At 66.0% G+C, this 23432-nt stretch carries 21 protein-coding genes and 1 riboswitch; of the genes, 5 read left to right on the top strand and 16 right to left on the bottom strand.

Annotation, left to right across the window (positions count from 1 at the left end; genetic code table 11):
- Positions 1-42 precede the first annotated feature (42 nt).
- The 5 genes from groL to LFT46_RS03990 all read right to left on the bottom strand — a co-directional run bounded on the left by groL (position 43) and on the right by LFT46_RS03990 (position 4522).
- Positions 43-1677, bottom strand: coding sequence for a chaperonin GroEL (groL, locus tag LFT46_RS04010; RefSeq protein WP_142131065.1), 1635 nt, complete (start codon positions 1675-1677; stop codon positions 43-45).
- A gap of 291 nt (positions 1678-1968) precedes the next feature.
- Positions 1969-3231 carry an ABC transporter substrate-binding protein gene (locus LFT46_RS04005; protein ID WP_236801161.1) on the bottom strand — a complete coding sequence of 421 codons (1263 nt, stop codon included), beginning with the start codon at positions 3229-3231 and terminating at the stop codon, positions 1969-1971.
- 2 nt (positions 3232-3233) lie between these two features.
- On the bottom strand, positions 3234-3440 hold the full coding sequence (locus tag LFT46_RS04000) for a cold-shock protein (RefSeq protein ID WP_236801159.1): 207 nt from the start codon (positions 3438-3440) through the stop codon (positions 3234-3236).
- Between the two features lie 66 nt (positions 3441-3506).
- Entirely contained in the window at positions 3507-4142 is a 636-nt protein-coding gene (locus LFT46_RS03995; RefSeq protein ID WP_236801158.1) for a LytR C-terminal domain-containing protein, read from the bottom strand.
- 50 nt (positions 4143-4192) lie between these two features.
- Positions 4193-4522 carry a DUF3263 domain-containing protein gene (locus LFT46_RS03990; RefSeq protein WP_236801157.1) on the bottom strand — a complete coding sequence of 110 codons (330 nt, stop codon included), beginning with the start codon at positions 4520-4522 and terminating at the stop codon, positions 4193-4195.
- A gap of 95 nt (positions 4523-4617) precedes the next feature.
- On the opposite strand from LFT46_RS03990, the gene LFT46_RS03985 reads away from it, so the two are divergent.
- Both LFT46_RS03985 and LFT46_RS03980 read left to right on the top strand, forming a co-directional pair.
- The gene (locus LFT46_RS03985) at positions 4618-5388 is read left to right on the top strand and encodes a uracil-DNA glycosylase (protein WP_236801156.1); all 771 of its coding nucleotides are present in this window, start codon (positions 4618-4620) and stop codon (positions 5386-5388) included.
- A gap of 14 nt (positions 5389-5402) precedes the next feature.
- Positions 5403-6245: a siderophore-interacting protein gene (locus tag LFT46_RS03980; protein WP_236801155.1), complete on the top strand. Its 843-nt coding sequence runs from the start codon at positions 5403-5405 to the stop codon at positions 6243-6245.
- A gap of 49 nt (positions 6246-6294) precedes the next feature.
- Here the strand turns inward: LFT46_RS03980 and LFT46_RS03975 are convergent, their stop codons facing one another.
- From LFT46_RS03975 to LFT46_RS03965, 3 genes are all read right to left on the bottom strand, one after another.
- A complete protein-coding gene (locus LFT46_RS03975; RefSeq protein WP_236801154.1) occupies positions 6295-7782 on the bottom strand; it encodes a threonine/serine ThrE exporter family protein in 1488 nt (495 codons plus the stop codon).
- 84 nt (positions 7783-7866) lie between these two features.
- Entirely contained in the window at positions 7867-9183 is a 1317-nt protein-coding gene (locus LFT46_RS03970) for a peptidoglycan bridge formation glycyltransferase FemA/FemB family protein (protein WP_236801152.1), read from the bottom strand.
- 153 nt (positions 9184-9336) lie between these two features.
- Positions 9337-10470: a lipid II:glycine glycyltransferase FemX gene (locus LFT46_RS03965; RefSeq protein WP_236801151.1), complete on the bottom strand. Its 1134-nt coding sequence runs from the start codon at positions 10468-10470 to the stop codon at positions 9337-9339.
- Positions 10471-10590: 120 nt separating this feature from the next.
- Between LFT46_RS03965 and LFT46_RS03960 the strand changes: the two genes are divergently transcribed.
- Positions 10591-11136 (top strand): TspO/MBR family protein, encoded by a 546-nt coding sequence (locus LFT46_RS03960; RefSeq protein ID WP_236801150.1) that lies wholly within the window; start codon positions 10591-10593, stop codon positions 11134-11136.
- 10 nt (positions 11137-11146) lie between these two features.
- On the opposite strand, the gene LFT46_RS03955 is transcribed toward LFT46_RS03960, so the two are convergent.
- The 4 genes from LFT46_RS03955 to LFT46_RS03940 form a co-directional block, all read right to left on the bottom strand.
- Positions 11147-12589 carry an L-serine ammonia-lyase gene (locus tag LFT46_RS03955; RefSeq protein ID WP_236821318.1) on the bottom strand — a complete coding sequence of 481 codons (1443 nt, stop codon included), beginning with the start codon at positions 12587-12589 and terminating at the stop codon, positions 11147-11149.
- 494 nt (positions 12590-13083) lie between these two features.
- Positions 13084-14232, bottom strand: a complete 1149-nt coding sequence (gene gcvT, locus LFT46_RS03950; RefSeq protein WP_236801148.1) for a glycine cleavage system aminomethyltransferase GcvT — start codon at positions 14230-14232, stop codon at positions 13084-13086.
- A gap of 11 nt (positions 14233-14243) precedes the next feature.
- A complete protein-coding gene (gcvP, locus tag LFT46_RS03945) occupies positions 14244-17108 on the bottom strand; it encodes an aminomethyl-transferring glycine dehydrogenase (protein ID WP_236801147.1) in 2865 nt (954 codons plus the stop codon).
- A gap of 189 nt (positions 17109-17297) precedes the next feature.
- Positions 17298-17395, bottom strand: a riboswitch (glycine riboswitch).
- A 94-nt stretch (positions 17396-17489) separates the two neighbouring features.
- Positions 17490-18026 (bottom strand): TetR/AcrR family transcriptional regulator, encoded by a 537-nt coding sequence (locus tag LFT46_RS03940; protein ID WP_236801145.1) that lies wholly within the window; start codon positions 18024-18026, stop codon positions 17490-17492.
- An 84-nt stretch (positions 18027-18110) separates the two neighbouring features.
- On the opposite strand from LFT46_RS03940, the gene LFT46_RS03935 reads away from it, so the two are divergent.
- Positions 18111-19667: an MFS transporter gene (locus tag LFT46_RS03935; protein WP_236801144.1), complete on the top strand. Its 1557-nt coding sequence runs from the start codon at positions 18111-18113 to the stop codon at positions 19665-19667.
- Positions 19668-19760: 93 nt separating this feature from the next.
- Here LFT46_RS03935 and LFT46_RS03930 read toward each other — a convergent pair whose 3' ends face one another.
- Positions 19761-20240: a Dps family protein gene (locus LFT46_RS03930; RefSeq protein ID WP_142131093.1), complete on the bottom strand. Its 480-nt coding sequence runs from the start codon at positions 20238-20240 to the stop codon at positions 19761-19763.
- A gap of 223 nt (positions 20241-20463) precedes the next feature.
- Between LFT46_RS03930 and LFT46_RS03925 the strand changes: the two genes are divergently transcribed.
- On the top strand, positions 20464-22020 hold the full coding sequence (locus LFT46_RS03925) for an APC family permease (protein WP_236801142.1): 1557 nt from the start codon (positions 20464-20466) through the stop codon (positions 22018-22020).
- A gap of 71 nt (positions 22021-22091) precedes the next feature.
- Here the strand turns inward: LFT46_RS03925 and LFT46_RS03920 are convergent, their stop codons facing one another.
- The 3 genes from LFT46_RS03920 to LFT46_RS03910 form a co-directional block, all read right to left on the bottom strand.
- The gene (locus LFT46_RS03920) at positions 22092-22637 is read right to left on the bottom strand and encodes an AMIN-like domain-containing (lipo)protein (RefSeq protein ID WP_236821317.1); all 546 of its coding nucleotides are present in this window, start codon (positions 22635-22637) and stop codon (positions 22092-22094) included.
- A 176-nt stretch (positions 22638-22813) separates the two neighbouring features.
- Complete coding sequence (locus tag LFT46_RS03915; RefSeq protein WP_142131097.1) at positions 22814-23116, bottom strand: DUF4193 domain-containing protein; 303 nt, start codon at positions 23114-23116, stop codon at positions 22814-22816.
- A 92-nt stretch (positions 23117-23208) separates the two neighbouring features.
- The gene (locus LFT46_RS03910; protein ID WP_236801138.1) at positions 23209-23412 is read right to left on the bottom strand and encodes a hypothetical protein; all 204 of its coding nucleotides are present in this window, start codon (positions 23410-23412) and stop codon (positions 23209-23211) included.
- Positions 23413-23432: the final 20 nt, after the last annotated feature.

The raw sequence follows: 23432 nt of genomic DNA, 5'->3' as shown, positions 1-23432 counted from the left end.
CCGCATTTTTTGTTGGCGGGAGGGGTTTCCCGGCCGGGAGGCTTAGAAGCCGCCCATGCCGCCCATGCCGCCCATGTCGTCGCCGCCGGCAGGGGCAGCAGCCTTCTCCGGCTTGTCAGCAACCACTGCTTCGGTGGTCAGGAACAGGCCGGCGATCGAAGCTGCGTTCTGCAGGGCAGAGCGGGTCACCTTGACGGGGTCGTTGACGCCGGCAGCCAGCAGGTCGGTGTACTCACCGGTTGCGGCGTTGAGGCCGTGGCCGGCGGGCAGGCCGCGGACCTTGTCGACAACCACACCCGGCTCCATGCCGGCGTTGAAGGCGATCTGCTTCAGCGGCGCGTCGATGGCAACGCGGACGATGTTGGCGCCGGTTGCTTCGTCACCGGACAGCTGAAGGTTGGCGAATGCCTTGGCACCGGCCTGGATCAGGGCCACGCCGCCACCGGCGACGATGCCTTCCTCAACTGCAGCCTTGGCGTTGCGGACTGCGTCCTCGATGCGGTGCTTGCGCTCCTTGAGTTCAACCTCGGTGGCGGCACCGGCCTTGATGACTGCAACGCCGCCGGCCAGCTTGGCCAGGCGCTCCTGCAGCTTCTCGCGGTCGTAGTCGGAGTCGGAGTTCTCGATCTCGGCGCGGATCTGGGACACGCGGCCTGCGATCTGGTCGGCGTCGCCGGCACCTTCGACGATGGTGGTCTCGTCCTTGGTGACGACAACCTTGCGGGCCTGGCCCAGGAGCTCCAGGCCAGCGTTCTCCAGCTTGAGGCCAACCTCTTCGGAGATGACCTGGCCGCCGGTGAGGACGGCGATATCGGCCAGCTGGGCCTTACGGCGGTCACCGAAGCCCGGGGCCTTGACGGCGACGGACTTGAAGGTGCCGCGGATCTTGTTGACGATCAGGGTGGCCAGGGCCTCGCCCTCGATGTCCTCGGCGATGATCAGCAGCGGCTTGTTGGACTGCATGACCTTTTCCAGGACAGCAACCAGTTCCTTGACGTTGGAGATCTTGGAGTTGACGATCAGGATGTACGGGTCCTCAAGGACCGTTTCCTGGCGCTCTGCGTCGGTGACGAAGTAGGCGGAAATGTAGCCCTTGTCGAAGCGCATGCCTTCGGTGAGCTCGAGCTCCAAGCCGAAGGTGTTGGACTCCTCGACCGTGATGACGCCTTCCTTGCCCACCTTGTCCAGGGCTTCGGCGATGAGGGCACCGATCTCGTCGTCACCGGCGGAGATGGAGGCGGTGGCCGCGATTTCTTCCTTGGTTTCGATTTCCTTGGCGGAGTTCAGCAGTTCGGCGGTGACGGCGTCAACGGCCTTCTCGATGCCGCGCTTGAGGGACAGCGGGTCGGCGCCGGCGGCAACGTTGCGCAGGCCTTCCTTGACCAGTGCCTGGGCCAGGACGGTTGCCGTGGTGGTGCCGTCGCCGGCAACATCGTCAGTCTTCTTGGCAACTTCCTTGACCAGCTCTGCGCCGATCTTCTCGTAGGGATCGTCCAGCTCGATCTCCTTGGCGATGGAAACACCATCGTTGGTGATCGTGGGGGCGCCCCACTTCTTTTCGAGGACGACGTTGCGTCCACGCGGGCCGAGGGTGACCTTAACGGCGTCGGCGAGGGTGTTCAGGCCACGCTCAAGGCCGCGGCGTGCCTCTTCATCAAATGCAATGATCTTGGCCATAACGGCAGTAGTCCTTTCGGGACAGTCGTTAAGAATGAACCTTCGCTGCAGTGCCCGCGACGGACGATCCTTTAACGGCGGCCTCTGTATGCCTCCGCGCAGGGATCTCACTGAAGTGAGGTGTTTCTTTCGCTCCTCGGCCGATGCAGGGCGCCGCCGGCCGGAACCAGGCTTTGCTTTAGCAGTCGGTACGTCAGAGTGCTAACTCAATAATTAGCACTCCCCAGGTTAGAGTGCAAGCGATAAGACGCGCGGACAAGGCGCTGGCCGCAGTGGCTTCGCCCAGGGCGATCAGCCGGAGTGTCCGGCTGTTTCATGCCCGGTGGGGCTGGGGTTGTTGTCCGCCCCATAGGTGAAGACCGAGAAGGCAGCTGTGGTGATGTCCCCGTTGGTGTCGAAGGCAACCGGGCCGGATTCGCCGTCGTAGTTTATGTCCGGGCCGGCGGCGAGGCCGCCAAGGCACTCCTTGTAACTCCGGCAAGGAGCCTGCGGCGTACCCGCCCCGGGGGCAGTTCCGCCCGAGACCGCGATGAGGTTCGCGGCGATGGACCGCCCCGCGTCATCCTGCGCCCGGGCCGCAGCGAGTGCCGCCAACGTCACGGCGTCATAGGTTTCGGCAGCGTAGGAGACGTCCTTCAGGGAGGCGTCCACCGCCAGCAGTTTCCCTTGGAAGGCTGCCGTGGGGAGCTGGCCGGGGACGACGGCGCGGGCGCCTTCGAGGGCCCGCGCCGGCAGACCGGATCCGTAGCGGGCGAAGGCGCCGTCACTGAGGATGAACTTCGAACCGCTGAGGCCGGCGTCGTGGAGCTCTGCCAATGCGCCCTGCGCACCATCCCTGGCCACCAGGACGACGGCGTCCGGAGTGGCTTTCGCAACGGAGCGTGCGGCTTCGGCGGCATCCCCCGGTTTGAAGCCCACCCCGGGCAGGACCTTAAGCCCGGACTGTTGGGCAGCTTCGGTGACCGCGGCGGAGAGGTCCTTGCCGTAGGAACCCTCCTGGTAGAGCACGCTGATGCTGGCGGCCCCGGCGTCCTTTGCGAGCTTGGCCAGCACGGGCCCTTGTGCGACGTCGGCTGCGGCGGTTCGGAAATAGTAGCCTCCGCTGGCGCTCGTCGAGAGGCCGGCAGCAGTGTTGGCCGGGGAGATAAGCGGCACGTGGGCCCGGGACAGGATGTCCACGGCGGCGGTTGCGTGGCTGGAGTCCGTGGGTCCGATGGCTATGTCCGCCTTGGCAGCCGCCAGATCCTTGGCCTGGGCTGCAGTGTCCTGGTCCGGGTGCACCGGCAGCAGCTCCACGGGCCGGCCTTTGTGTCCGCCGGCGGCGTTGATGTCCTGGATGGCCGCTTTGGCTGCGGCCAGCTGGGGTGCGTTGAGGAAGGCGTTGTCGCCGGTGTTGTCAAGGATCAAGCCCACCCGCAGGACGCCGTCGCCGGAGGCCTCCGCGGATTCTGTCCTGGCGTTGCCGCCGGTGCCGGCGCAGGCCGTCATGGAAAGGAGGCCTGCCAGGGAAAGGGCGAGTCCTGCCAAGGCACGCGCTGGGGAATGGTGGGGCATCGTCACTGCGCGGGCCGTACGTTTTCTGCCTGGGGGCCCTTTTCGCCCTCGCCGATCTCCAGCTGCACCCGCTGCCCCTCGGCCAGGGCCCGGTAACCCTCCCCCTGGATCGCGGACCAGTGGACAAAAACGTCGTCACCGGAGCCGTCAACGGTGATGAAGCCGTAGCCCTTTTCAGCGTTGAACCATTTCACGGTTCCCAGTGCCATGATGGACAACTCTTTCCGTTGGGGCCCGGCCTCGGGGGCGGGCCGGAGTAGATGGAGGGCTTGCGGCTACCGGTAACCCGGGCCGAGCACCACCACGAGCGGTACCTGGAATTCGGTGCTGTTCACCACAGTGGGGATGTTCAACAGTCCGGCAAGCTCCTGCGCGCTGGCCAGCTGCTGCGGGCCGGCATAGAAGATCACGGAGGACTTCTGCGGGGCGCCGGACCAGTTGCCTACCTGGCCGAGCCGCCAACCGTCAGCCTGGACCGTTCCGCCCACACGGCTGGCCAGTCCTGCGGTGCCGGCAGCGTTGTAAACCGCCACTGCCTGGGTCTTGTCGACGACGGCCTGCTGGGTGGCGGAAGGAGTTGGCTCGGGCCCGCTGCCCTGGGTTGGTTCGGCAGAGGCGGACGGGGCCGGGGCTGACGCCGGCGCTGAGGATCCCAGGGTGGGCGAAGGCGTGGACCCGGTTCCGGCCAGCGGGGCTGATTCGACGGTTGCCGAGGCCTGGCTGGCGGTGGTGTTGAAGCCGAGCTTGGGAAGGATCAGGAAGGAGACCAGTCCAATGGCGAGGGCGGCCACGCCCACCGCCAAAATGGGCCACAGCCGCACGCGGGACGGGGCCGAGGCCGTCCGGTGGACACCTTGTCGCGACGCGGTCTCCGGGACCTTGTCGAATTCATCGCGGGCGTATCTGGTCATGGTGGAAGGACATCCTTGTTGATTGCGGCTGTTGTCCCGGCCTGGGGCGTCTAAGCGTCGGATCCCAGGCGCCGGGCGGTGCGTGCACGGTGGCGCGACGTACGTAGTCTACGCAATCTCTTCACCAGCATGGGATCGTGGGCCAGGGCATCCTCGCGGTCGATCAGTGCGTTGAGGAGCTGGTAGTAATGCGTCGCGGAGAGATCGAAGAGGTCGCGGATGGCTTGTTCCTTGGCTCCCGCATACTTCCACCACTGCCGTTCCAGGGCCAGCATCTGCTGTTCGCGCTCGGAAAGCGAGGACTCGCGGAGGCTGAAATCCGCCAGGAGGGACTTCCCTGGATCCTGCTCCGGCAGGTGTTCCCGGGCCGGTTCCGCCACGGCGCACTCCTTCGCTGGTTACGGTCAATGACTTACCCCTATGCTACCGGCCGAATAACACGAGTGTCATTTGCGGTGCCTGCAACAATGGAACGATGTTTGAATCGGATGCGCTGTTCGAGCTGCAGCAGGACCCGGCGGAGGCCATCAGCTTTGCGGACCTGGCCCAATTCCCGCTGGCAGAGCTCATGGCTCCGGACTGGGCCGCGGCCCTCCACAGCGTGGAAGGCCAACTCCGGAAGGTGCTCGCATTTTTGGCAGGCGAAGAGGCTTCCGGGCACCAAATCCTCCCACCGCCGTCGAACGTCCTGCGCGCCTTCCGCCAGCCCCTCGCGGGCGTGAAGGTGCTCATCGTCGGGCAGGACCCCTACCCCACGCCGGGACACGCCGTCGGGCTGTCATTCTCCGTTGAGCCGCACGTCCGGCCCCTTCCCCGCAGCCTGGTGAACATCTACCGCGAGCTGGAATCTGACCTGGGCATTCCGCCGCGCGTCCACGGTGACTTGTCGGCATGGACGGAACAGGGCGTGCTGCTCCTGAACCGGGTACTCACGGTCCGGGCTGGGGCGGCGGGTTCCCACCGCGGCAAGGGCTGGGAGGAGATCACGACGGCGGCAGTCACCGCGCTGGCCAACCGCAAGGCTGCGGACGGGTCTAGGATGCCGCTGGTGGCAGTGCTGTGGGGCAAGGAGGCCGAGGGCGTTCGGCCGCTCCTGGCCGGAGCCCCCGCCGTCAGCAGCGCCCACCCCAGTCCGTTGTCTGCCTCGCGCGGGTTCTTTGGCTCCCGGCCGTTCAGCCGCGTCAACCAACTGCTCCGGGAACAGGGTGCGCTGGACGTAACCTGGGAACTGCCGCCGTCGCCCTAGCTTAGGCTTGCCTTATGAGCACTGTCCCTGCCGCCACCAGCGCCACCAAGAAGAGCCGCCCACAGGTCAACCTGAAGGTGCTGCGCAAGGAGCAGCTGTCGCCGCACATGGTCCGGATCGTGGCCGGCGGCGAGGGCTTCAGCGACTTCACCAACAACGGGTTCGTGGACCGGTACGTGAAAATCGTCTTTCCGCAGCCCGGCGTCCAGTACCCCTCTCCCCTTGATCTCTGGGCCATCCGGGAGACCATGCCGCGGGAACAGTGGCCCTTCACGCGCACCTACACGCTGCGCTGGGTTGACCCGGAGGCCCGGGAGCTCGCCATCGACTTTGTAGTCCACGGCGACGAAGGACTGGCAGGTCCTTGGGCGGCCGGGGCCCAGGCCGGTGACCCGCTCACCTTCACCGGTCCCGGCGGCGCCTACAACCCCAACCCGGACGCGGACTGGTACCTGTTTGCCGGTGACGAAGCAGCCCTGCCAGCCATCGCCGCCTGCATTGAGTCACTGCCGGCAGCGGCAACCGGCCTGGCCTTCCTGGAGGTCGGTTCCGAGGCCGACATCCAGTCCATCTCCGCCCCTGCCGGCCTGGCGATCACCTGGCTGCCGCGCAACGGCGTTCCGGCAGGGTCCAGCGATCTGCTGGTGAGGGCTGTGGCCGGGGCCGAGTGGCCAGCAGGCACTGTGGATGTCTTTGCCCACGGCGAGCGCGGGTACATGAAGGCACTGCGCGAGGTGCTCTTCAAGCAGCGGGGCCTGGAGCGCCGGCAGGTGTCCCTTTCGGGGTACTGGGCGCAGGGCCGGGTGGAGGATGTGTTCCAGGCCGAGAAGAAGCTGCCGGTCGGGCAGATTCTGTAGGCCGGATCCAGCCGCGGTGCCGCGTGGGTTAGTGGCGGCACCACCGCGGCTAGCGGCGGCGCGCCCGGCGCCGCTCGTTGCTGGCCAGGCTCCGGGTGAGCGGGCGTGCCAGGACGTCGCCCAGGACGATGCCGCCGGCTGTGCCCAGCACAATGGCCCCGGCACTGAGCATCCCTCCGGCGCCCGCCAGGATCTCGGCTTCTTCAACAGTGAGCACGTACATGGAGCGGAAGATCGTGAGGCCCGGCAGCAGGATCAGTGCCGCGGGGACGGCGACCACCAGCTGCGGCGCGCCCATCCGCAGGGCCACCACCCTGGCCAGGAGGCCAATGACGACGGCGGCAATGGCCGGTGAGAACCGGTCGCCAATCCCCAGCAGACCGCAGCCGAGCAGCACCAGGTAACCGGCCACGCCAACGGCCGCCGTGGGCAGCAGCAGCTTCCACGTGGTCTGTTCCGTGACGCCGATGGCCATCACCGCCGCGGCAACGAAGACAACGAGGACCCAGAGATCGTAGGCAGGCGGGAACGTCTGCGTGACGTCGATGCGTTGCAGCCCGGTCAGCTCCCCCACCACGAAGGCAACGGCAATTCCTGCCACGATGGCGCCAAAGGTCAGCAGCGTGGACAGGAACCGTCCTGCCGCCGTCACGGGGAAGCCGTTGATGGCGTCCTGCACAGAGGACACCAGGCGCCCGGTGGGCAGGAGCAGCAGGATGCCGCCCACCACCACGATGGACGGCGATGCGGTTAGCCCGAACTGCCACAGCAGGAGGGCAAGGATGGTGACCACGGAGGAGCAACTGGCGGTGATGAAGAAGTCCGGGACCCGCCAGCGGCCCAGCTGCCTGGCCAGCAGGCTGATGCCGATGTTGGCCACAAACGCGATGATCGAGGACACCGGGCCCCCGCCCAGCACCCCCACGAACACCGCAGCGAAAACACCGAACGCGGCAGTGACCATCCAGCGCGGGTACGGCTTGGGGCTGGTGATGGCCTCGTTGAGCCTGCGGATCGCTTCGTCGCGGCCCACGCCGCCGGCCACGATGTCCGTGACCAACTGGTGCACCTTGGCCAGGCCGGCGTAGTTGTTGGTCCAGGAGCGCACCACGCGCAACAGCGCGATGGGGGTCTGGTCCTTGGGCGCGTAGTTGATGCCGACGGACTGGTTGGTGATGTCCACCTCGATGTTCTTCAGCCCCAGGGCGGCCGTAACCGCGATGATGCTGGTTTCCACCTCCAGCGCCCCGGCACCGTAGCGGAACATGGTCTCTGCCAGGTGCAGCGCAAAGTCGAGGGTTTTGCGCGCGGACTGGTCTACGCCGCCCACCTGGATGGTGGGGTTCGCATACGGGCTGCCGGCCAGGCGGTCAACGATGCTCAAGGGGGCCGTAGGCGGATTCTCGCCCTGCACCAGGCGTCGGATCATTCGCCTGGCGGCGGCATCCTGGCGGAGCTGCGCAGGGGTCAGCGGTTGGGTTTTGGGCAGGCCGTCAGTATTAGGCCGGTACCCTGGCTGTTCGGGCCGGTCATTCATGCCCGCTTCCTCCCTGTGCGCATTGGTTAGTAATGCGCGGTCGCTTGATGATGCGCAGTTTGATAGTGCGCGGTTGGTTGATGGTCAGGCTGCGCGCTTCAGCGGCAGCTTGCCCACCACGGTGCGGGCAGCTGCAACCGCGGACCGGGCCAGCCGATTGGCGTGGAAGACGGCGGGACGCACCGGCAGGACGAAGTCACCCACCAACTGGACCACTTCCCCACCGAATCCCTTCTTGAATTCGTACCCGCCGTGGCCTTCCTCGTCCTGCCCGGAAATGCCGAAGGTGCCGTAGAAGTTGTAGCGCGGGTATCCCTTCTCTAGCGCGTGCAGCATCATGCCCCAGTAAAGGGAGGTTGCACCGTTGAAGTAGATGTAGTCCTGCACGGTGCCGCCGATGACGCACACCACCTCGTCGCCGTAGCAGACAAAGTGGATGGCGGCCACGGTGGCGGTCCCCACGGAGTCGGGGAACCGTTCGATGTCCTTCAGGCTCCGCTCGTAGCTGTCCACCAGGTCCTGGACCACCTTGAGCCGGTTGGCTTTCTTCTTGCTGCCGGTTTCCTCGACTTCGCGGCGGAGCTCCGCTGCGGTGGCCGATTCCTTGGCCAGGCGCTCTGTGATGGATTTGCGGTAGGCCGGGATGTCGATCTTGGCCATCATGAGCTTGGTGAATTCAGGCGACGTGGTGCGGAGCAGGTGCTCGTAGTAGGCACGTTCGCGGTAGACGAAGCCCTTTTCGTCACCGGCGCGGCTCAGGGCGCCGTAGAAATCGTCCAGGGTTTCCAGGGTGGCCTGCTCCAGGAAGACGCCGTTCTTTTCGGCTTTCCGAATGGCTTTCCGGGTCCGGTAGCTGGTGCCCATAATCAGTTCCTCTGCGTCCTGGATGCCCACGAGGTTCTTGATGAACATCCAGTTGACGTTGACGAAGTTCATGTCCAGGCCCTGGTGCTGGAATCCGAGCCGCTCCAGGTCCGCCACCAGCGGGCGGTTGTCCTCGATCTCGGGGTGCTCGGCGCCATCGGCATCCCGGGCGATGTACCTGATGTTGGGGGAGATCCGCAGTTCGGCAGCTTTGCGCCCTGCGGCCTGCTTGCGGAGAAGTTCGACGACGGCACCCACCAGGGCCCGGTCCGTGTAGTCCATGAGGGGCCCCTTGGCGCATTCACAGACCGTGTAACCCAGGCGGGTGGTGGTGTAGTTCAGCTTTCCGGCGGCCACAAGCTCGCCGTCGCGCCGGACCCCGAAGAGTTCCACCTTCTGGCCGCGGGCGCGCTGGAAGCGGGCAAAGTCGATCGACTGCAGGAAGCTGTTCTGGCGATGCTTCAGGGCGAAGGCCTCGAAGTCGGCGTCGCTGAGGTTGGCGTATTCAAGCCCGGTAGCGGCGGAAACTGTATTCAAGGGGTGACCTTCTTCTCGACTCTTCGCGGCCTCAATCGGCACGCACTGTATGGAGGGTTTTTAGGCGGAGGAATCTTCAGGCGGATTTTAGTCGCGGCAGGGCGGCCCTGCGGCCGGCAGGGGCGCGCTGGCCACAGCCCTGGTGGATGCAGCTCAGTAGAACTGCTGCCCGGTGCGCGCGGTTTCGATCCTGCGGAACACCTTTTCGCCGCCACTGACCCAGAGCCGGTGCCGGAGCGGGGACAGCACGTAGTCATGGCAGCCCACAAAGTCGGTGACCGTCTTGGTGAAGCTGGTCTTGAACATCCCCATGCCGTAGAGGTTGTGGGTCTTGTCCTTGATCCGTGCAGCCGGCGGCGTCCCGCAGAAGTCGTATTCGGTGCAGCCGAGCTCCTGCATCCGCTTGATCGCAGTCCACTGGACCAGGTGCGAGTCCCCGTACTGCTTGCGGTTCTGGATGGAACCACCGTCCTTGTAGGTGGCCTTGGCACCGTAGTTGATGACGAACGCGCCGACGCTGGGCTTCCCGTCCTCATAGGTGAAGAAGAAGTTGCCCTGGCCGCGGTTGCAGAACTCGTCCCAGAACCGTGCGTAGTAGTCGTAGCTGCGGAGGGGCATGGAGCCCTTGGCGTTGACGGTGTTGGCCATCAGGTCGTACAGCGCCCGGTAGGTTTCGGGTCCCTGCTCCTGCCGGACCACCTGGCAGCCCTCCCGCTCGGCACGCCGCACTGCATTCCTGGCACGGGAGGAGATGGCTTTGAACACTTCCTCCTCCGTGCCGGAGATGTCCAGCAGGGCGGTGGAGTCGTTGGACTGGATGTTGGGGGCCTTGACCAGGTTGGCTGCCTGCAGTTCCTGCTGCGCGTCCGTGGAGTCGATGATGTCCGGCTCCACCTTGATGGCGAAGACGTTCAGTTTGCTGCTGCGGACGAAGGCCGCGCACGCTTCGAGGGCGGGCCGCAGGTCAGCCGCGTCCGCCAGGTCGGGACCCTTGATGAGGTACCAAAGCCGTCCCAGGACCGGGAAGCGCTTTTCCAGCACCAGGTTGTAGCTGGGATTTCCGCCGCCTTCCAGCACCAGGAAGCGGACTTTCCAGCCACTGCCATTCTTGACTGATGCGTAGGCGGCCGACTGCAGCATGTTGCCGCCGTTCGGGTTGGCCGTGACGTGCTTGTCCCAGTTCTCAATTTCCTCGGCTGTGGCAAAACGTGCGGTGAATTCTCGCAAGGGGGCCGTGTCCAATCGGGTTTGTGCGCGGTTTCGGTACTTCTGGATGCGTGCGGACATGCAGCCTCAAGTCTAAAGCCTGATGCGCTCCCGGCCTTTCCCCGGCCCGCCCGGCACTGCGCCCTGCCGCTTGCCTCCGCTGGCTTGACGGGGCTTGGGGCGTTCAACAAGGGTTGGGGTATGAGGCCGGATGGGGAAGAGACAGCCGCGCCTGCGGGTACCGGCAGGCAGCCGTACAGCGCCGGGGTGCAGGTTGCCGCGCTTGCCGGGTTCCTGGTGGCGTCCTTGGTCGTGGCGGGGCTGGGCGGGCTTGCGTCGGCGGCCAATGTCACCGGCTGGTATGCCACGGCGGACAAGGCTCCCTGGTCCCCGCCGAACGGCGTGTTCGGTCCGGTCTGGACTGTCCTGTACACGGCGATGGCGGTCGCGGCATGGCTGGTATGGCGGAAACGGACCAACCGGACCCGCCCGGCCATGTTCGTCTACGCCCTCCAACTGGTCCTCAACCTCGCCTGGACCCCAGCATTTTTTGCCCTGTATCCCACCCTCGGCACGGCAGCCCTGTGGCTGGGGCTGGTGGTCATCCTTGCCCTGATCGCCGCCGTCGCTGTGACGGTTTTGTACTTCGGTCCGATCAGCCGGACCGCCGGGCTGCTCCTGCTCCCCTACATCTCATGGCTGGTGTTCGCTGCCAGCCTGAACTGGTGGGCGGCAGCGCACAACTAGGAGGCCGCTGTCAGCATTCGACGACGTTGACGGCGAGGCCGCCCATGGCGGTTTCCTTGTATTTGGAGGACATGTCTTTGCCGGTCTCGCGCATGGTGATGATGACTTCGTCGAGGGAGACCCGGTGGGTGCCGTCGCCCCAGAGGGCCATTTTCGCGGCGTTGATCGCTTTGGCGGCGGCGATCGCGTTCCGTTCGATGCAGGGGACCTGGACCAGGCCGCCGATCGGGTCACAGGTCAGGCCCAGGTTGTGTTCCATCGCGATCTCGGCCGCGTTTTCCACCTGCGCCGGGGTGCCGCCCATGACCTCGGCCAGGCCGGCGGCGGCCATTGAGGACGCGGACCCGACCTCACCCTGGCAACCGACCTCGGCCCCGGAGATCGAGGCCTGTTCCTTGTAGAGGACCCCGACGGCGCCGGCGGCGAGCAGGAACCGCACCACCACATCCTCCCGGTCTTCCTTCGTGGCCTTATCCATGCCGGGGGCGAAGTGCAGCGCGTAGTACAGCACCGCGGGGATGATCCCGGCCGCCCCGTTCGTGGGCGCGGTGACCACCCGGCCGCCGGAGGCGTTCTCCTCGTTCACCGCCAACGCCACCAAGTTAACCCACTCCTGCCAATACCGCGGGTCGTGGAAGTCCCAGTCCTGGAAATCCAGGTCCTGGTTGTCCTTGCCGGGGCGTGCGCATTCCTTCTTCAGCCGGTCGTACCAGTCCGGGGCGCGGCGGCGGACCTTCAACCCGCCCGGCAGCACCCCCTCCCGCTTCAGCGAGGTCTGGACACAGTCGGCCATGACGGACCAGATGTGCAGCAAACCGGTTCGGATCTCCTCCTCGGACCGGGCGGCCTTTTCGTTGACCAGCATCACGTCCGCGATGCCCAGCCCGGTGTTCCGGCAGTGTTCCAGCAGTTCCGCGGCGGTCCGGAACGGCAACGGCAACTCCTGTTTGGACGCGTCCAGTTCCTGCTGCGCGGCGTCCTCCTCGCCCTCGCGGACGATGAACCCGCCACCGACCGAGAAGAACGTCGCCGCGTGCAGCACCTCCCCGCCAGCATCCGTCACCGTGAAGGTCATCCCGTTCGTGTGCCGCGGCAGCACCGTCAACGGCCGCAGCACCATATCCTCCACCCCGTACGGCAGCGGCACGGCACCGGCCAGGTTCAAGGTCCCGGTCTCCGCGATCGAGGCCAGCCGCTCCTCCACCTCCACGGGCAGGATCAACTCAGGATGGAACCCCTCCAACCCCAACAGGACCGCGGTCATCGTCCCGTGCCCATGCCCCGTTGCCGCCAGCGAACCATACAAATCCACCCGCAAAGACGCCACATCAGCCAAGACTCCAAGGCTTTTGAGTTCCTCCGCAAACACAGCAGCAGCCCGCATCGGCCCCACAGTATGCGACGACGACGGACCAATACCGATCGAAAACAAATCAAAAACGCCAACAGCCATGTGCGTGGTTCCTAACTAATACAAGTGGTCGGGATGGAGCGGGCAGGACATCCTCTGCGTGCTCGGTCGCGAAGACGCCCGCTGAGCGGACGTGACGCTCCCTTAGACGCACGCTGCCGGATGCCCCGCCCACTCCGAGCGGACACGGCACCAAAGCGCCCGGCTCCAGTAGGCAACGATCGGGCCGACAACGCTCGCGAGTGCCGGGGAAAGAGAAACACACACGTAGTCCGGTCCCTCCCACACTCTCTCGCCCGGAACAAATAACCCGCACGTAGTCCGCGCCCGCCCGGAAGCTGTGCGGCGATCCTTTGCCCGCCCGTTGCAACTCCCCCGGTCGCAACGTACGCACGAGGGGGCGGCGGAGCCGGACTTTTCGAAAGCCTGCGTCAAAGCGACGAAGGAGCAGCACGCGTGAAAATGTGCGGTCCGCCCCTCCCGAAGGTAACCAAGCACCCCGACGGGCGAAGGTGACAAAGGCGGAGCACCAAAAGCTACTTGACCCGCTTATAGAACGGGAGGTCGACGACTTCGAAAGGCTCTGCCTTGCCGCGGAGATCAACGTCCAGGGCAGTGCCGGGTGCCGAGTGTTCGACGTCGACATAGGCCATGGCGATGGGGTACCCGAGGGTGGGCGAGGGCTGGCCGGAGGTAACTTCGCCGACGACTGCGCCATCCTTGAGGACAGGGTAGTGCGCGCGGCCGGCGCGGCGGCCCTGGCCCTTGAGGCCTACGAGGCGGCGGCCGGAGGCGCTGCCGGCGCCGGCTTCCTTTTTGGCTGCCAGCGCAGCCTTCCCCACGAAGTCGCCTTCCTTGGAGAGGGCGACGACGGCGCCCAGTCCGGCGGCGAATGGATCGCCCTGCAGCGACAGTTCGTTGCCGTACAGCGGCATGCCGGCTTCGAGGCGGAGGGAGTCGCGGGAGGCGAGCCCGGCGGGGATGAGTTCCCCTTCGTCGGCGATGGCGATCAACGCCTGCCACAGGGCGGGGGCATCGTCGTTGTCCAGGAAGATCTCGAACCCGTCCTCACCGGTGTATCCGGTGCGCGCAAGGAGGAGTTCCTTTCCTGCGCCGCCCACCAGGAAGGAAACCTCGACGGCGGCGTAGTACTTCAACTCCGTCACCAGCGAGTGCTGCGTGGCCGGGACCAGGCGCAGCAGCAGTTCCTGGGCCTTGGGCCCCTGCACCGCGATCAGGGGTGTGCGGGCCGACGCATCGTCCACCACAACGTCGAAGTCGGCTGCCCGCTCGGCAAGGGCTGCAGCCACCACGACGGCATTGCCGGCATTGGGCACCACCAGGAAGACGTCGGTACCGTCCTGTGCAGCTGGACGGCGGTAGATGATGAGGTCGTCGATAATCCCGCCGTCCTCATTGCAGATCAGCGAGTACTTCGCTTTTCCCTCGGCCATGGCGGAAATCTTGCCCACCAGCGCGTAGTCCAGGAAGGCGGCCGCGTCCGGGCCGGTCACCCAGACCTCACCCATGTGGGAGAGGTCGAACAGGCCCGCAGCTTTACGGACGGCGTGATGTTCGGCCAGTTCCGAGCTGTACTTGAGCGGCATCTGCCAGCCGCCGAAGTCGGTGAAGGATGCGCCCAGCTTCTTGTGTTCGTCGTACAGCGACGTGTAGTTCCCGGTCATGGTGGCGGGCCTCAGTTCTCGAACTCGGAGAGCGGCGGGCAGGAGCAGATCAGGTTCCGGTCCCCGGCTGCGCCGTCGATGCGGCCCACCGGCGGGAAGTACTTGTCCTGCTTGTGGTGGGCTGGGAAGGCGGCCTGCTCGCGTGGGTAGGCGCGGTCCCAGTCGGAGCTGACGACGGCGGCTGCCGTGTGGGGTGCGCGGCGCAGGGGTGAATCCGTAACGGCAAAGTCGCCGTTGGCCACCTGGTCGATTTCCTTGCGGATGCTGATCATGGCCTCGATGAAGCGATCGATCTCCGCCAGGTCCTCGGACTCGGTAGGCTCCACCATCAGCGTGCCCGCCACGGGGAAGGACAGGGTGGGGGCGTGGAAGCCGAAGTCGATCAGCCGCTTGGCAACATCCTCTGCCGTGACGCCGGTCCTGGCCGTGAGTTCGCGCAGGTCGAGGATGCACTCGTGGGCAACGAGGCCGCCTTCGCCGGTGTAGAGGACCGGGAAGTACTCGTTGAGCCGGGAGGCGACGTAGTTGGCAGCCAGCAGCGCTGCCTTGGTGGCCTCGGTCAGCCCCTCCCCGCCCATCAGCTTCACGTAGGCCCAGGAAATGGGCAGCACGCCGGCCGAACCGAATCGGGAGGCGGAAATCGGCACGTCGGTGGCGCCGGAACCTGCGTTCCAGGTGGTCGCGTCACCGGGCATGAACGGTGCCAGGTGTGCCTTGGCTGCAACCGGGCCGACGCCGGGTCCGCCGCCGCCGTGCGGGATGCAGAAGGTTTTGTGCAGGTTCAGGTGGGACACATCGCCGCCGAACTTGCCGGGCTGGGCGAGCCCAACGAGCGCGTTCAGGTTGGCGCCGTCGATGTAGACCTGGCCGCCGGCGGCGTGCACGGCGTCGCAGACCTCACGGACGTCGCCGTCATAGACGCCGTGGGTGGACGGGTAGGTGATCATGATGCAGGACAGGGCGTCCTTGTTCGCTTCGATCTTGGCCGTCAGGTCGTCGTGGTCGATGGTGCCGTCAGCGGCGGTGGCCACGACGACGACCTTCATGCCCGCCAGCACGGCGGAGGCGGCGTTGGTGCCGTGCGCCGAGGCCGGGATCAGGCAGACGTTGCGCTGCTGGTCGCCGCGGGAGTGGTGGTAGCCGCGGATCGCCAGCAGACCAGCGAGTTCACCCTGCGAGCCGGCATTGGGCTGGATGGACACCTGGTCGTAGCCCGTGATGGCGGTCAGGTCCGCTTCAAGGTCGGCGATCAGTTCACGCCAGCCGGCCGTCTGGGAGTCTGGGGCGAACGGGTGGATGGAGGCGAACTCCGGCCAGGAAATGGCTTCCATCTCGGCCGTGGCGTTCAGCTTCATGGTGCAGGAACCCAGCGGGATCATGGTGCGGTCCAGCGCCAGGTCACGGTCCGAGAGCTTACGGATGTAGCGCAGCAGCTGGGTTTCGGACCTGTGCGTGTTGAACACCGGGTGCTGCAGGTAGTCGGAGGAACGCTCGACGGCGGCCTCCAGCCCGAAGCCCTCGCCGCCGCCAACGGAACTCCCGGAAACGGTGGCGCCAAAGATGTCGCCCACCTGGGCGACGATGGCCGGCGTCGTGGTTTCATCAAGGGCGATGCCCACGGTGTCGGCGTCGATGCTGCGCAGGTTAATGCCCCGGGCCTCGGCGTCGGCGATGACGGCGGCAGCGCGGCCGGGGACGCGGACCGTCAGGGTGTCGAAGAAGCTCGCGTGCAGGACCTCAACACCGGCAGCCGTAAGCGAGGCCGCCAGGGTACGGGCGTGGCTGTGCGCCGTTACGGCAATTGCCTTGAGGCCGTCCGGGCCGTGGTAAACGGCGTACATGGACGCGACGATGGCCAGCAGCGCCTGGGCTGTGCAGATGTTGGACGTGGCCTTCTCGCGGCGGATGTGCTGCTCACGGGTCTGCAGCGCCAGGCGATAGGCGGGAACACCGGCGTCGTCCTTGGAGACACCCACCAGCCGGCCGGGCAGCGAACGCTCCAGCCCCTTGCGGACAGCCATGTAGGCGGCGTGCGGGCCGCCGAAGAACAGCGGCACACCAAAGCGCTGGGCGGAACCCACGGCGATGTCGGCGCCCTGCTCGCCCGGAGGAGTGATCAGGGTCAGTGCCAGCAGGTCCGCTGCCACCGTGACCAGGGCGCCGCGCTCCTTGGCGGCGCTGATGACTGCGGACTGGTCCCAGACGCGTCCGGAAACGCCGGGCTGCTGCAGCACAATGCCGTTGATGTCGCCTTCGGGCAGGCCCTGGGACAGGTCGGCGACCTCCACCTCGAAGCCCAGTGCCTCAGCGCGGCCCTTCACGATGGCCAGGGTCTGGGGCAGGACGTCGGCGTCCAGCACGGTCTTGCCGTCGGCGGCGGGCTTGGCCTTGTTCGCGCGGCGCATCAGGAGCACGGCCTCGGCCACGGCGGTGGCTTCATCCAGCAGCGAGGCGTTGGCGATGGGCAGGCCCACCAGGTCCTGCACCATGGTCTGGAAGTTCAGCAGGGCCTCGAGCCGGCCCTGGGAGATCTCCGGCTGGTAAGGGGTGTAAGCGGTGTACCAGGCCGGGGACTCAAGGATGTTGCGGCGGATCACCGGCGGAGTGACGGTATCGAAGTACCCCTGGCCGATCAGCTGCACGGCCGCCTTGTTCTTCCCGGCAAGCTTCCGCAGTTCCGTGAGGACCTCAACCTCGCTGAGGGCGTCCTGGAGGCGGAGGGCGGTTTCCTGGCGGATGACCTTGGGAACGGCCGTGTCCACCAGGGAGTCGACAGTGTCGTAGCCCACGGCTTTGAGCATGGTGTCGACGTCGGACTGGCGGCGCGCGCCGATATGGCGGTCTACGAAGGTGGTGGAGGCTGGGCTAACCGACACGAAGGAACTCCATTTACTCAGGCGGCGCAGGGTACGCCACAGCTATTCGGGTTCCTCCCCGCTCTGTATTGGACCTGAGAGTTTCCGCGGTGCCTGCCTGGCAGGACCCGCTTGCACCGTCGGTGAGCACAGCAGTTCTTTCGCTCCCCAAGGGGAGGAGGACAACTGCCTGCTGCTTTCCAGAGGCGCCTCGCCGCGGCGGTACAGGGGCCTGCGAGATTCCTGGGGAGGATTTGCTCCTACGGCGCCTGCCTGTGCTTCCGGCAGAACTCTCCCGCCGCAGATCAAAGGCTATTCACTTGTTGGGCCATGACGGCCGGTGGCGGCCCTCACAACTCTCCATTGTCCTACGCGCCCGCCCCTCCCGGCAAATGGCAAATGCTACCTGCGGAGCCGCTCCAGGGCGGCGAGGAGTTCCTCCACGTCAGCGGCCGCTCCCCCCGCCGGCGCGGGGGCCACCGACAGCATGGCGTTGAAGTAGAGGCCGTCACCCATATAGAGAACTGCCTTCGCCAGCCCCGGACCGACATCCGCCGCGATCTCGTCCAACCAGCGCTGCTGGATGGCCGCGAACCGGCGCCGCGTTTCCTCATGCGCCACCTCGGCAAGCCTGGTGGCGGCAACGATGGCCCTGTCCAGCGGTGTGTCCGCCCACACCGAGGAACGGATGAAGTATGCCGCCGCGCCTTCATCGGCCGAGGCCATGGCATCGGCGTCTTCCCGGGCAAGGCCCTCCAGTCGGTCCAGCAGCACGGCAATGAGCGCTTCCTTGTTGGGAAAGTGGTAGAGCAGGCCGCCCTTCGACACGCCGGCCTTCCGGGCTACGGCGTCAAGGGTGGCAGCGCGCTCCCCCACCTCGATCAACAGGGACTCGAAGGCATCAAGGACCGCGTCGCGGGCTACAGGCTTTCGGGGCATGCTTCCCATCATGCCCTTCCCCGGGCGGGAAGACGGAACCGGCAGCCATTTCAAACTATACCGTCCGGACGGTATAGTTATTTCATGACGACTTTCACCAGCCCCGCACCCACAGGCGCGGACAAGAACGCCCCGCGGCAGCCGTGGCGTGACTGGCTGGCGCTGGCCCTGCTGATGTTTCCCGTGCTCCTGGTCGCCGTGGACAACACCGCGCTGACCTTCGCACTGCCGGCCATTGCGCGCGCCCTGGAACCCACCGGGGTGCAGCTGCTCTGGATCGTGGACGCCTATCCCCTGGTACTGGCCGGCCTGCTGGTATCCATGGGGAGCCTCGGCGACCGGATCGGGCGCCGGAGGCTCCTGGTCATGGGCAGCCTCGGCTTCGCCGCGATCTCTGCCGCCACGGCCTTTGCCCCCACACCGGAGTGGCTGATCGCCGGCCGTGCAACCCTGGGCTTCTTCGGGGCCATGCTGATGCCGTCCACGCTGTCGCTGATCCGCAACATCTTTCCCGAGCCCAACCGCCGGCGGCTTGCCGTCGCCATCTGGGCTGCGGGATTCTCCGGCGGCGCGGCCCTGGGACCCATTTTCGGCGGCTGGCTGGTGGAGCACTTTTGGTGGGGTGCGGTCTTCCTTGTAGCGGTCCCCCTCATGATTCCCCTGCTGGTGCTGGCGCCGGCACTGGTCCCGGAGTCGAAGGATCCCGCGCCGGGGAAGGTGGACATCCCGAGCATCCTGCTGTCCATGCTGGTCATGGTGCCCGTGGTGTACGGCATCAAGGCAGTTGCCACGGAAGGGCCGGGCGCAGCAGGTCTGGGGGCGATTGCCTTTGGCCTGGCGATGGGGGCGGTGTTCGTGCAGCGGCAGCGGCGCCTGGAGCACCCGCTGCTGGACATGTCCCTGTTCCGCAACAGGGTATTCAGCATGGCCATTGCCGCCAACATCCTGGCCCTGTTTTCCTTCAACGGGTTCATCCTGTTCCTTGCCCAGCACCTGCAGCTCCTCGAAGGAATGAGCCCCTCCGCGGCAGGAGTTGCCATGGTCCCCGCGCTGGCGGCCACGGTGGTGGCAGGCCTGGTGGTGGTGCCGCTGGTCCGCAAGGTCCGGCCCGGGTACGTGGTGGCTGCGGGGCTGGCGTTCAGCGCTGCAGGCTACAGCATGGTGACGTTCGGAAACCACGACGGCGGCCCGTCGCTGCTGCTGGCAGCCCTCCTGGTCCTGGCGCTGGGCGTGGGCACGGCGGAGACCATCTCCAACGACCTCATCCTGGGTGCCGCCCCGCCGGCAAAGTCAGGGGCCGCCGCGGCGATTTCCGAAACGGGCTACGAGGTGGGCTCACTGCTGGGGACAGCTGTCCTGGGATCCATCCTGACAGCCTCCTACCAGCAAAACCTTCGGCTGCCGGCAGGCCTGGAGGGCACACTGCCCGGGCCTGTCCTGCACAACGCCGGAGAAACACTGGCGGGCGCGGTGGAGGCGGCCAACCTCCTGCCCGCATCGCTCGCTGGAGCGGTCCTGGACGCTGCCGCCGCGGCGTTCGATTCCGGGGTGCACGTGACTGCGGCGATTGGGCTGGTACTGATGGCGGCGGCGGCAGTCCTCGCCGCCGTCGTGCTTCGCAAAGCGCCAAAGGCGGTCTAGTGCCGCCGGGCCGCCTGGAACGGTCCGGGCAACAGAAAGTGCCCGGGGCCGAGGAGGAATCCCCTCGGCACCGGGCGCCCCGTGAAGTGCCCGCTACTTCGAGTCGGCAGCCGTGACCTTGGCGGTTGGCTTCATGTTTTCGGCCTGCACCATCCAGGCGAACTGCTCCAGCCGGGCGATGAACTCATGCAGGAGGTCCGCCGAGGTGGGGTCCTCCTCGTCCACTTCGTCATGGACCTTGCGCATGGTGCCCACGGCCGCCTCCATGGCGGCGACGATCCGCTCGATGGCATCCTCGGTGCTGATCAGCCCTTCAGGGAACTGGGCCAGGCTGGTGGTTTCGGCAACGGTGGAGCTGCGTCCGTCCGGAAGCGCATGCAGGGCCCGCATCCGCTCGGCGGTGTCGTCGGCAAACTGGCGGGCGGCGTCCACGATCTCGTCCAGCTGGAGGTGAAGGTCGCGGAAGTTGGTGCCCACGATGTTCCAGTGCGCCTGCTTTCCCTGGACATGGAGCTCAATCAGGTCTGCAAGGACAGCCTGCAGGTTGTTGGTCAGTGTGGGTGAAGCTTTCATGCATCCTCCTCAAAGTGGTCCAATATGCCAGACGCTACCAGCCGCGGACCCCGCGGCGGCAGCACTTCCGACAATTCATCAGCGAGCTTACTAATTCCGCAAACGAGTCACAAACGAATGTGATTCATATTGCGTCTTGCATCACACGCCGGGCACCCCCATACTAAATGAACGCCATTCATATAGTGACGACCGTCTCACAGCCTTTTCAGAAAGTGGTGCCATGACAGAGACAATCCGCACCAGCACTTCCAAGTCCGGTCCGCATGTCCATGCGCCGGCCGCGGACGGCTTCAGCGACAAGGGCCTCAAGGGCGGGCAGCTCGGGCTCCTCGCCGTCGTCGTCCTGGGCATTTCGACCATTGCCCCCGCCTACACCCTCACCAGCGCGCTGGGCCCCACCGTCAACGAAGCCGGCCTCCAGCTGCCAGTCATCTTCCTGATCGGGTTCATCCCCATGATCCTGGTTTCGCTCTCCTACCGGGAACTCAACGCCGATTCCCCGGACAGCGGCACCACCTTCACCTGGGTGACCAAGGCCTTCGGGCCATGGATCGGGTGGATGGGCGGCTGGGGCCTGCTGGCGGCCAACATCATCGTGCTGTCCAACCTCGCCGGCGTCGCCGTCGACTTCTTCTACCTTTTCCTGTCCCAGCTCACCGGCTCCCCCGAGCTCGCAGACCTGGCGGACAACAAAGCCCTGAACGTGCTCACCTGCTTCGTCTTCGTGGCGCTGGCCGTCTGGGTCAGCTACCGCGGGATGCACACCACCAAGCTGGTGCAGTACAGCCTGGTGGGCTTCCAACTGCTGGTCCTGGGCCTGTTCGTGGGCTTGGCCTTTGCCAACTGGTCCACCTCTGAAACGGCCATCCCGTTCAGCTGGGACTGGTTCGACGTGACCAAGATCGAGACCTTCGGCCAGGTTGCCGCGGGCATCTCCCTGTCGATCTTCGTCTACTGGGGCTGGGACGTCTGCCTCACCGTCAACGAGGAGACGGCCAACGGTAAGAAGACCGCCGGCGTGGCAGGAACGCTGACGGCTGTCATCGTCCTTGCCATCTACCTCCTGGTCAGCATCGCCACCATGATGTTCGCAGGCGTTGGCGATACCGGCAACGGCCTGAACAACGCCGAGAACCACGAGAACATCTTCACCGCACTGGCCTCCCCCATCATGGGTCCCTTCGCCATCCTGATGTCCCTCGCCGTACTCTCCAGCTCCGCTGCATCCCTGCAGTCCACGTTCATGTCACCGTCCCGGAGCCTGCTGGCCATGGCGCACTACGGTGCGCTGCCGGAGCCCTTCAGCCGGATCAGCAGGAAGTTCGCGACGCCGGGCTTCGCCACCATCGCGGCCGGCATCATCTCCGCGGGCTTCTACGCCGTGATGCACGTGGTCAGCGAGAACGTCCTGAACGACACCATCCTGGCCCTGGGCCTGATGATCTGCTTCTACTACGGCCTCACAGCGCTTGCCTGCACCTGGTACTTCCGCCACAGCCTGTTCAACAGCGCACGCCACTTCCTGTTCCGGCTGGTGTGCCCGGTGGTGGGCGGCGTGGGCCTGTTCGTGGTGTTCTTCCAGACCGCCGTGGACAGCCTGGCCCCGGAATTCGGCAGCGGTTCGGAGGTCTTCGGCGTGGGCTTGGTGTTCATCCTGGGCATCGGCATCCTGGCCCTGGGCGGCGTCGTCATGCTGGTCATGTCCCGCACCCACCCCGGCTTCTTCCGCGGTGAAACCCTGAAGCGCGATACTCCCGCCCTCGTGGTTCCGGAGTAAGGACAGCGCAGAAAAGGTGCCGTGCCCCGTCAGGGGCGCGGCACCTTTTTGGTTTTACGACGACGGATCGGTCACCAATAGTGCGCCACGTCGATCACCACGCGGGAGCCGGAACCCGGACCGTCAAGGGTGAAGACCCGGAACGGAAGGCGGGCGCGGACGCCCAGGCCCAGGCTGGTGTACCCTTCGAAGCTTCCTGCAGAGACGACCTGGCGGAAGGTCTGGTAGCCGGAAACGTTGCTGAGTTCGTTCCTGTCCGCGGGGTTGTAGGTGGCGTTGCCGTTCTCGTCGTAGGAGGGCGCCTTGATGCTGATGTGCAGGCGCGCACCACCCCGCACCGGAATGGGAAGCCCCGAGCCCTCCTGCTCAATCCGCGGCACGTACTGAACGGTGTAGGCGACGGCAGGGCCGTTGAGGTCAACCACCAGCCGGTCGAAGCAGTAGTGCCGCCCCGTGCGGACATTGGTGACGGATGCGGTACCGGTGTCCTGCCCGGATTTCGCCAGCGAGCCCCAGGTGAGCCCGCAGTAGGGAGCCGCCGAGGCAGGTCCCTGGACTACGATTCCCAGCCCTACAGCCAGCATGAGGGCTGCGAGCCAGATGGAGAACTTTTTCATTGCTGTGCCATCCAGGATTCAAAGCCATTGGATGCTTCCAGCGTAGGAGTGTTCCTCCCCGGAGACGAGGGGTCATTTTGATAACGACGGCGGCCGGAGATCGACGGCTCGAAAAAGAAGCACGCAGGACAAGAAAGCACCGGCCACCCCAGGGGCGGCCGGTGCAGGAAAAAGTCTTAGCCTTCGCAGTCGCGGCAGTACTTCAGGCCGTTCTTTTCACGTGCAACCTGTGACCGGTGGCGGACCAGGAAGCACGACGAGCAGGTGAACTCGTCGGACTGCTCGGGAACCACAATAACGGTCAGTTCCTCGTTGGACAGGTCGGCGCCGGGCAGGTCAATACCTTCAGCGGTGTCGTTTTCGTCAACATCGATAACCGCCGTCTGCGCGTTGCCGCTCCGTGACGCCTGGAGGGCCTCGAGAGAGTCAGCGGGCGACTCTTCTTCCTGCTTGCGTGGAGCATCGTAATCGGTAGCCATAGCGTGTTCACTTTCGTTGCTGCGCAGCGCCATTTCAGGCACCTCAGTGAAGCAGTTTAGGGCATTACAACGCTAGTGGCGCAATAGTGTGCTCAACCAGACATAGCGCTGGTTTCGGCCCCTGCTGCCGCATGCTCGGAGCGGGCGTGATCCGCTCCCGCGGACACCCCGCTCAGTGCCGGCAGCCAGCCCCAGCGGGTGGCTTCAGCCATAGCGCCTGTGGCCTGGGACTCGGATTCATACGTGAACGTGTCCAGCAGCCAGTCGCGGAGCCGGATAAGCAGGGTTGCCGTCATGCCTGCCAACGTACGCAGCG

The organism is Arthrobacter sp. FW306-07-I (assembly GCF_021800405.1).
Lineage (GTDB): Bacteria > Actinomycetota > Actinomycetes > Actinomycetales > Micrococcaceae > Arthrobacter.
This window is presented reverse-complemented; position numbering and strand designations above follow the sequence as displayed.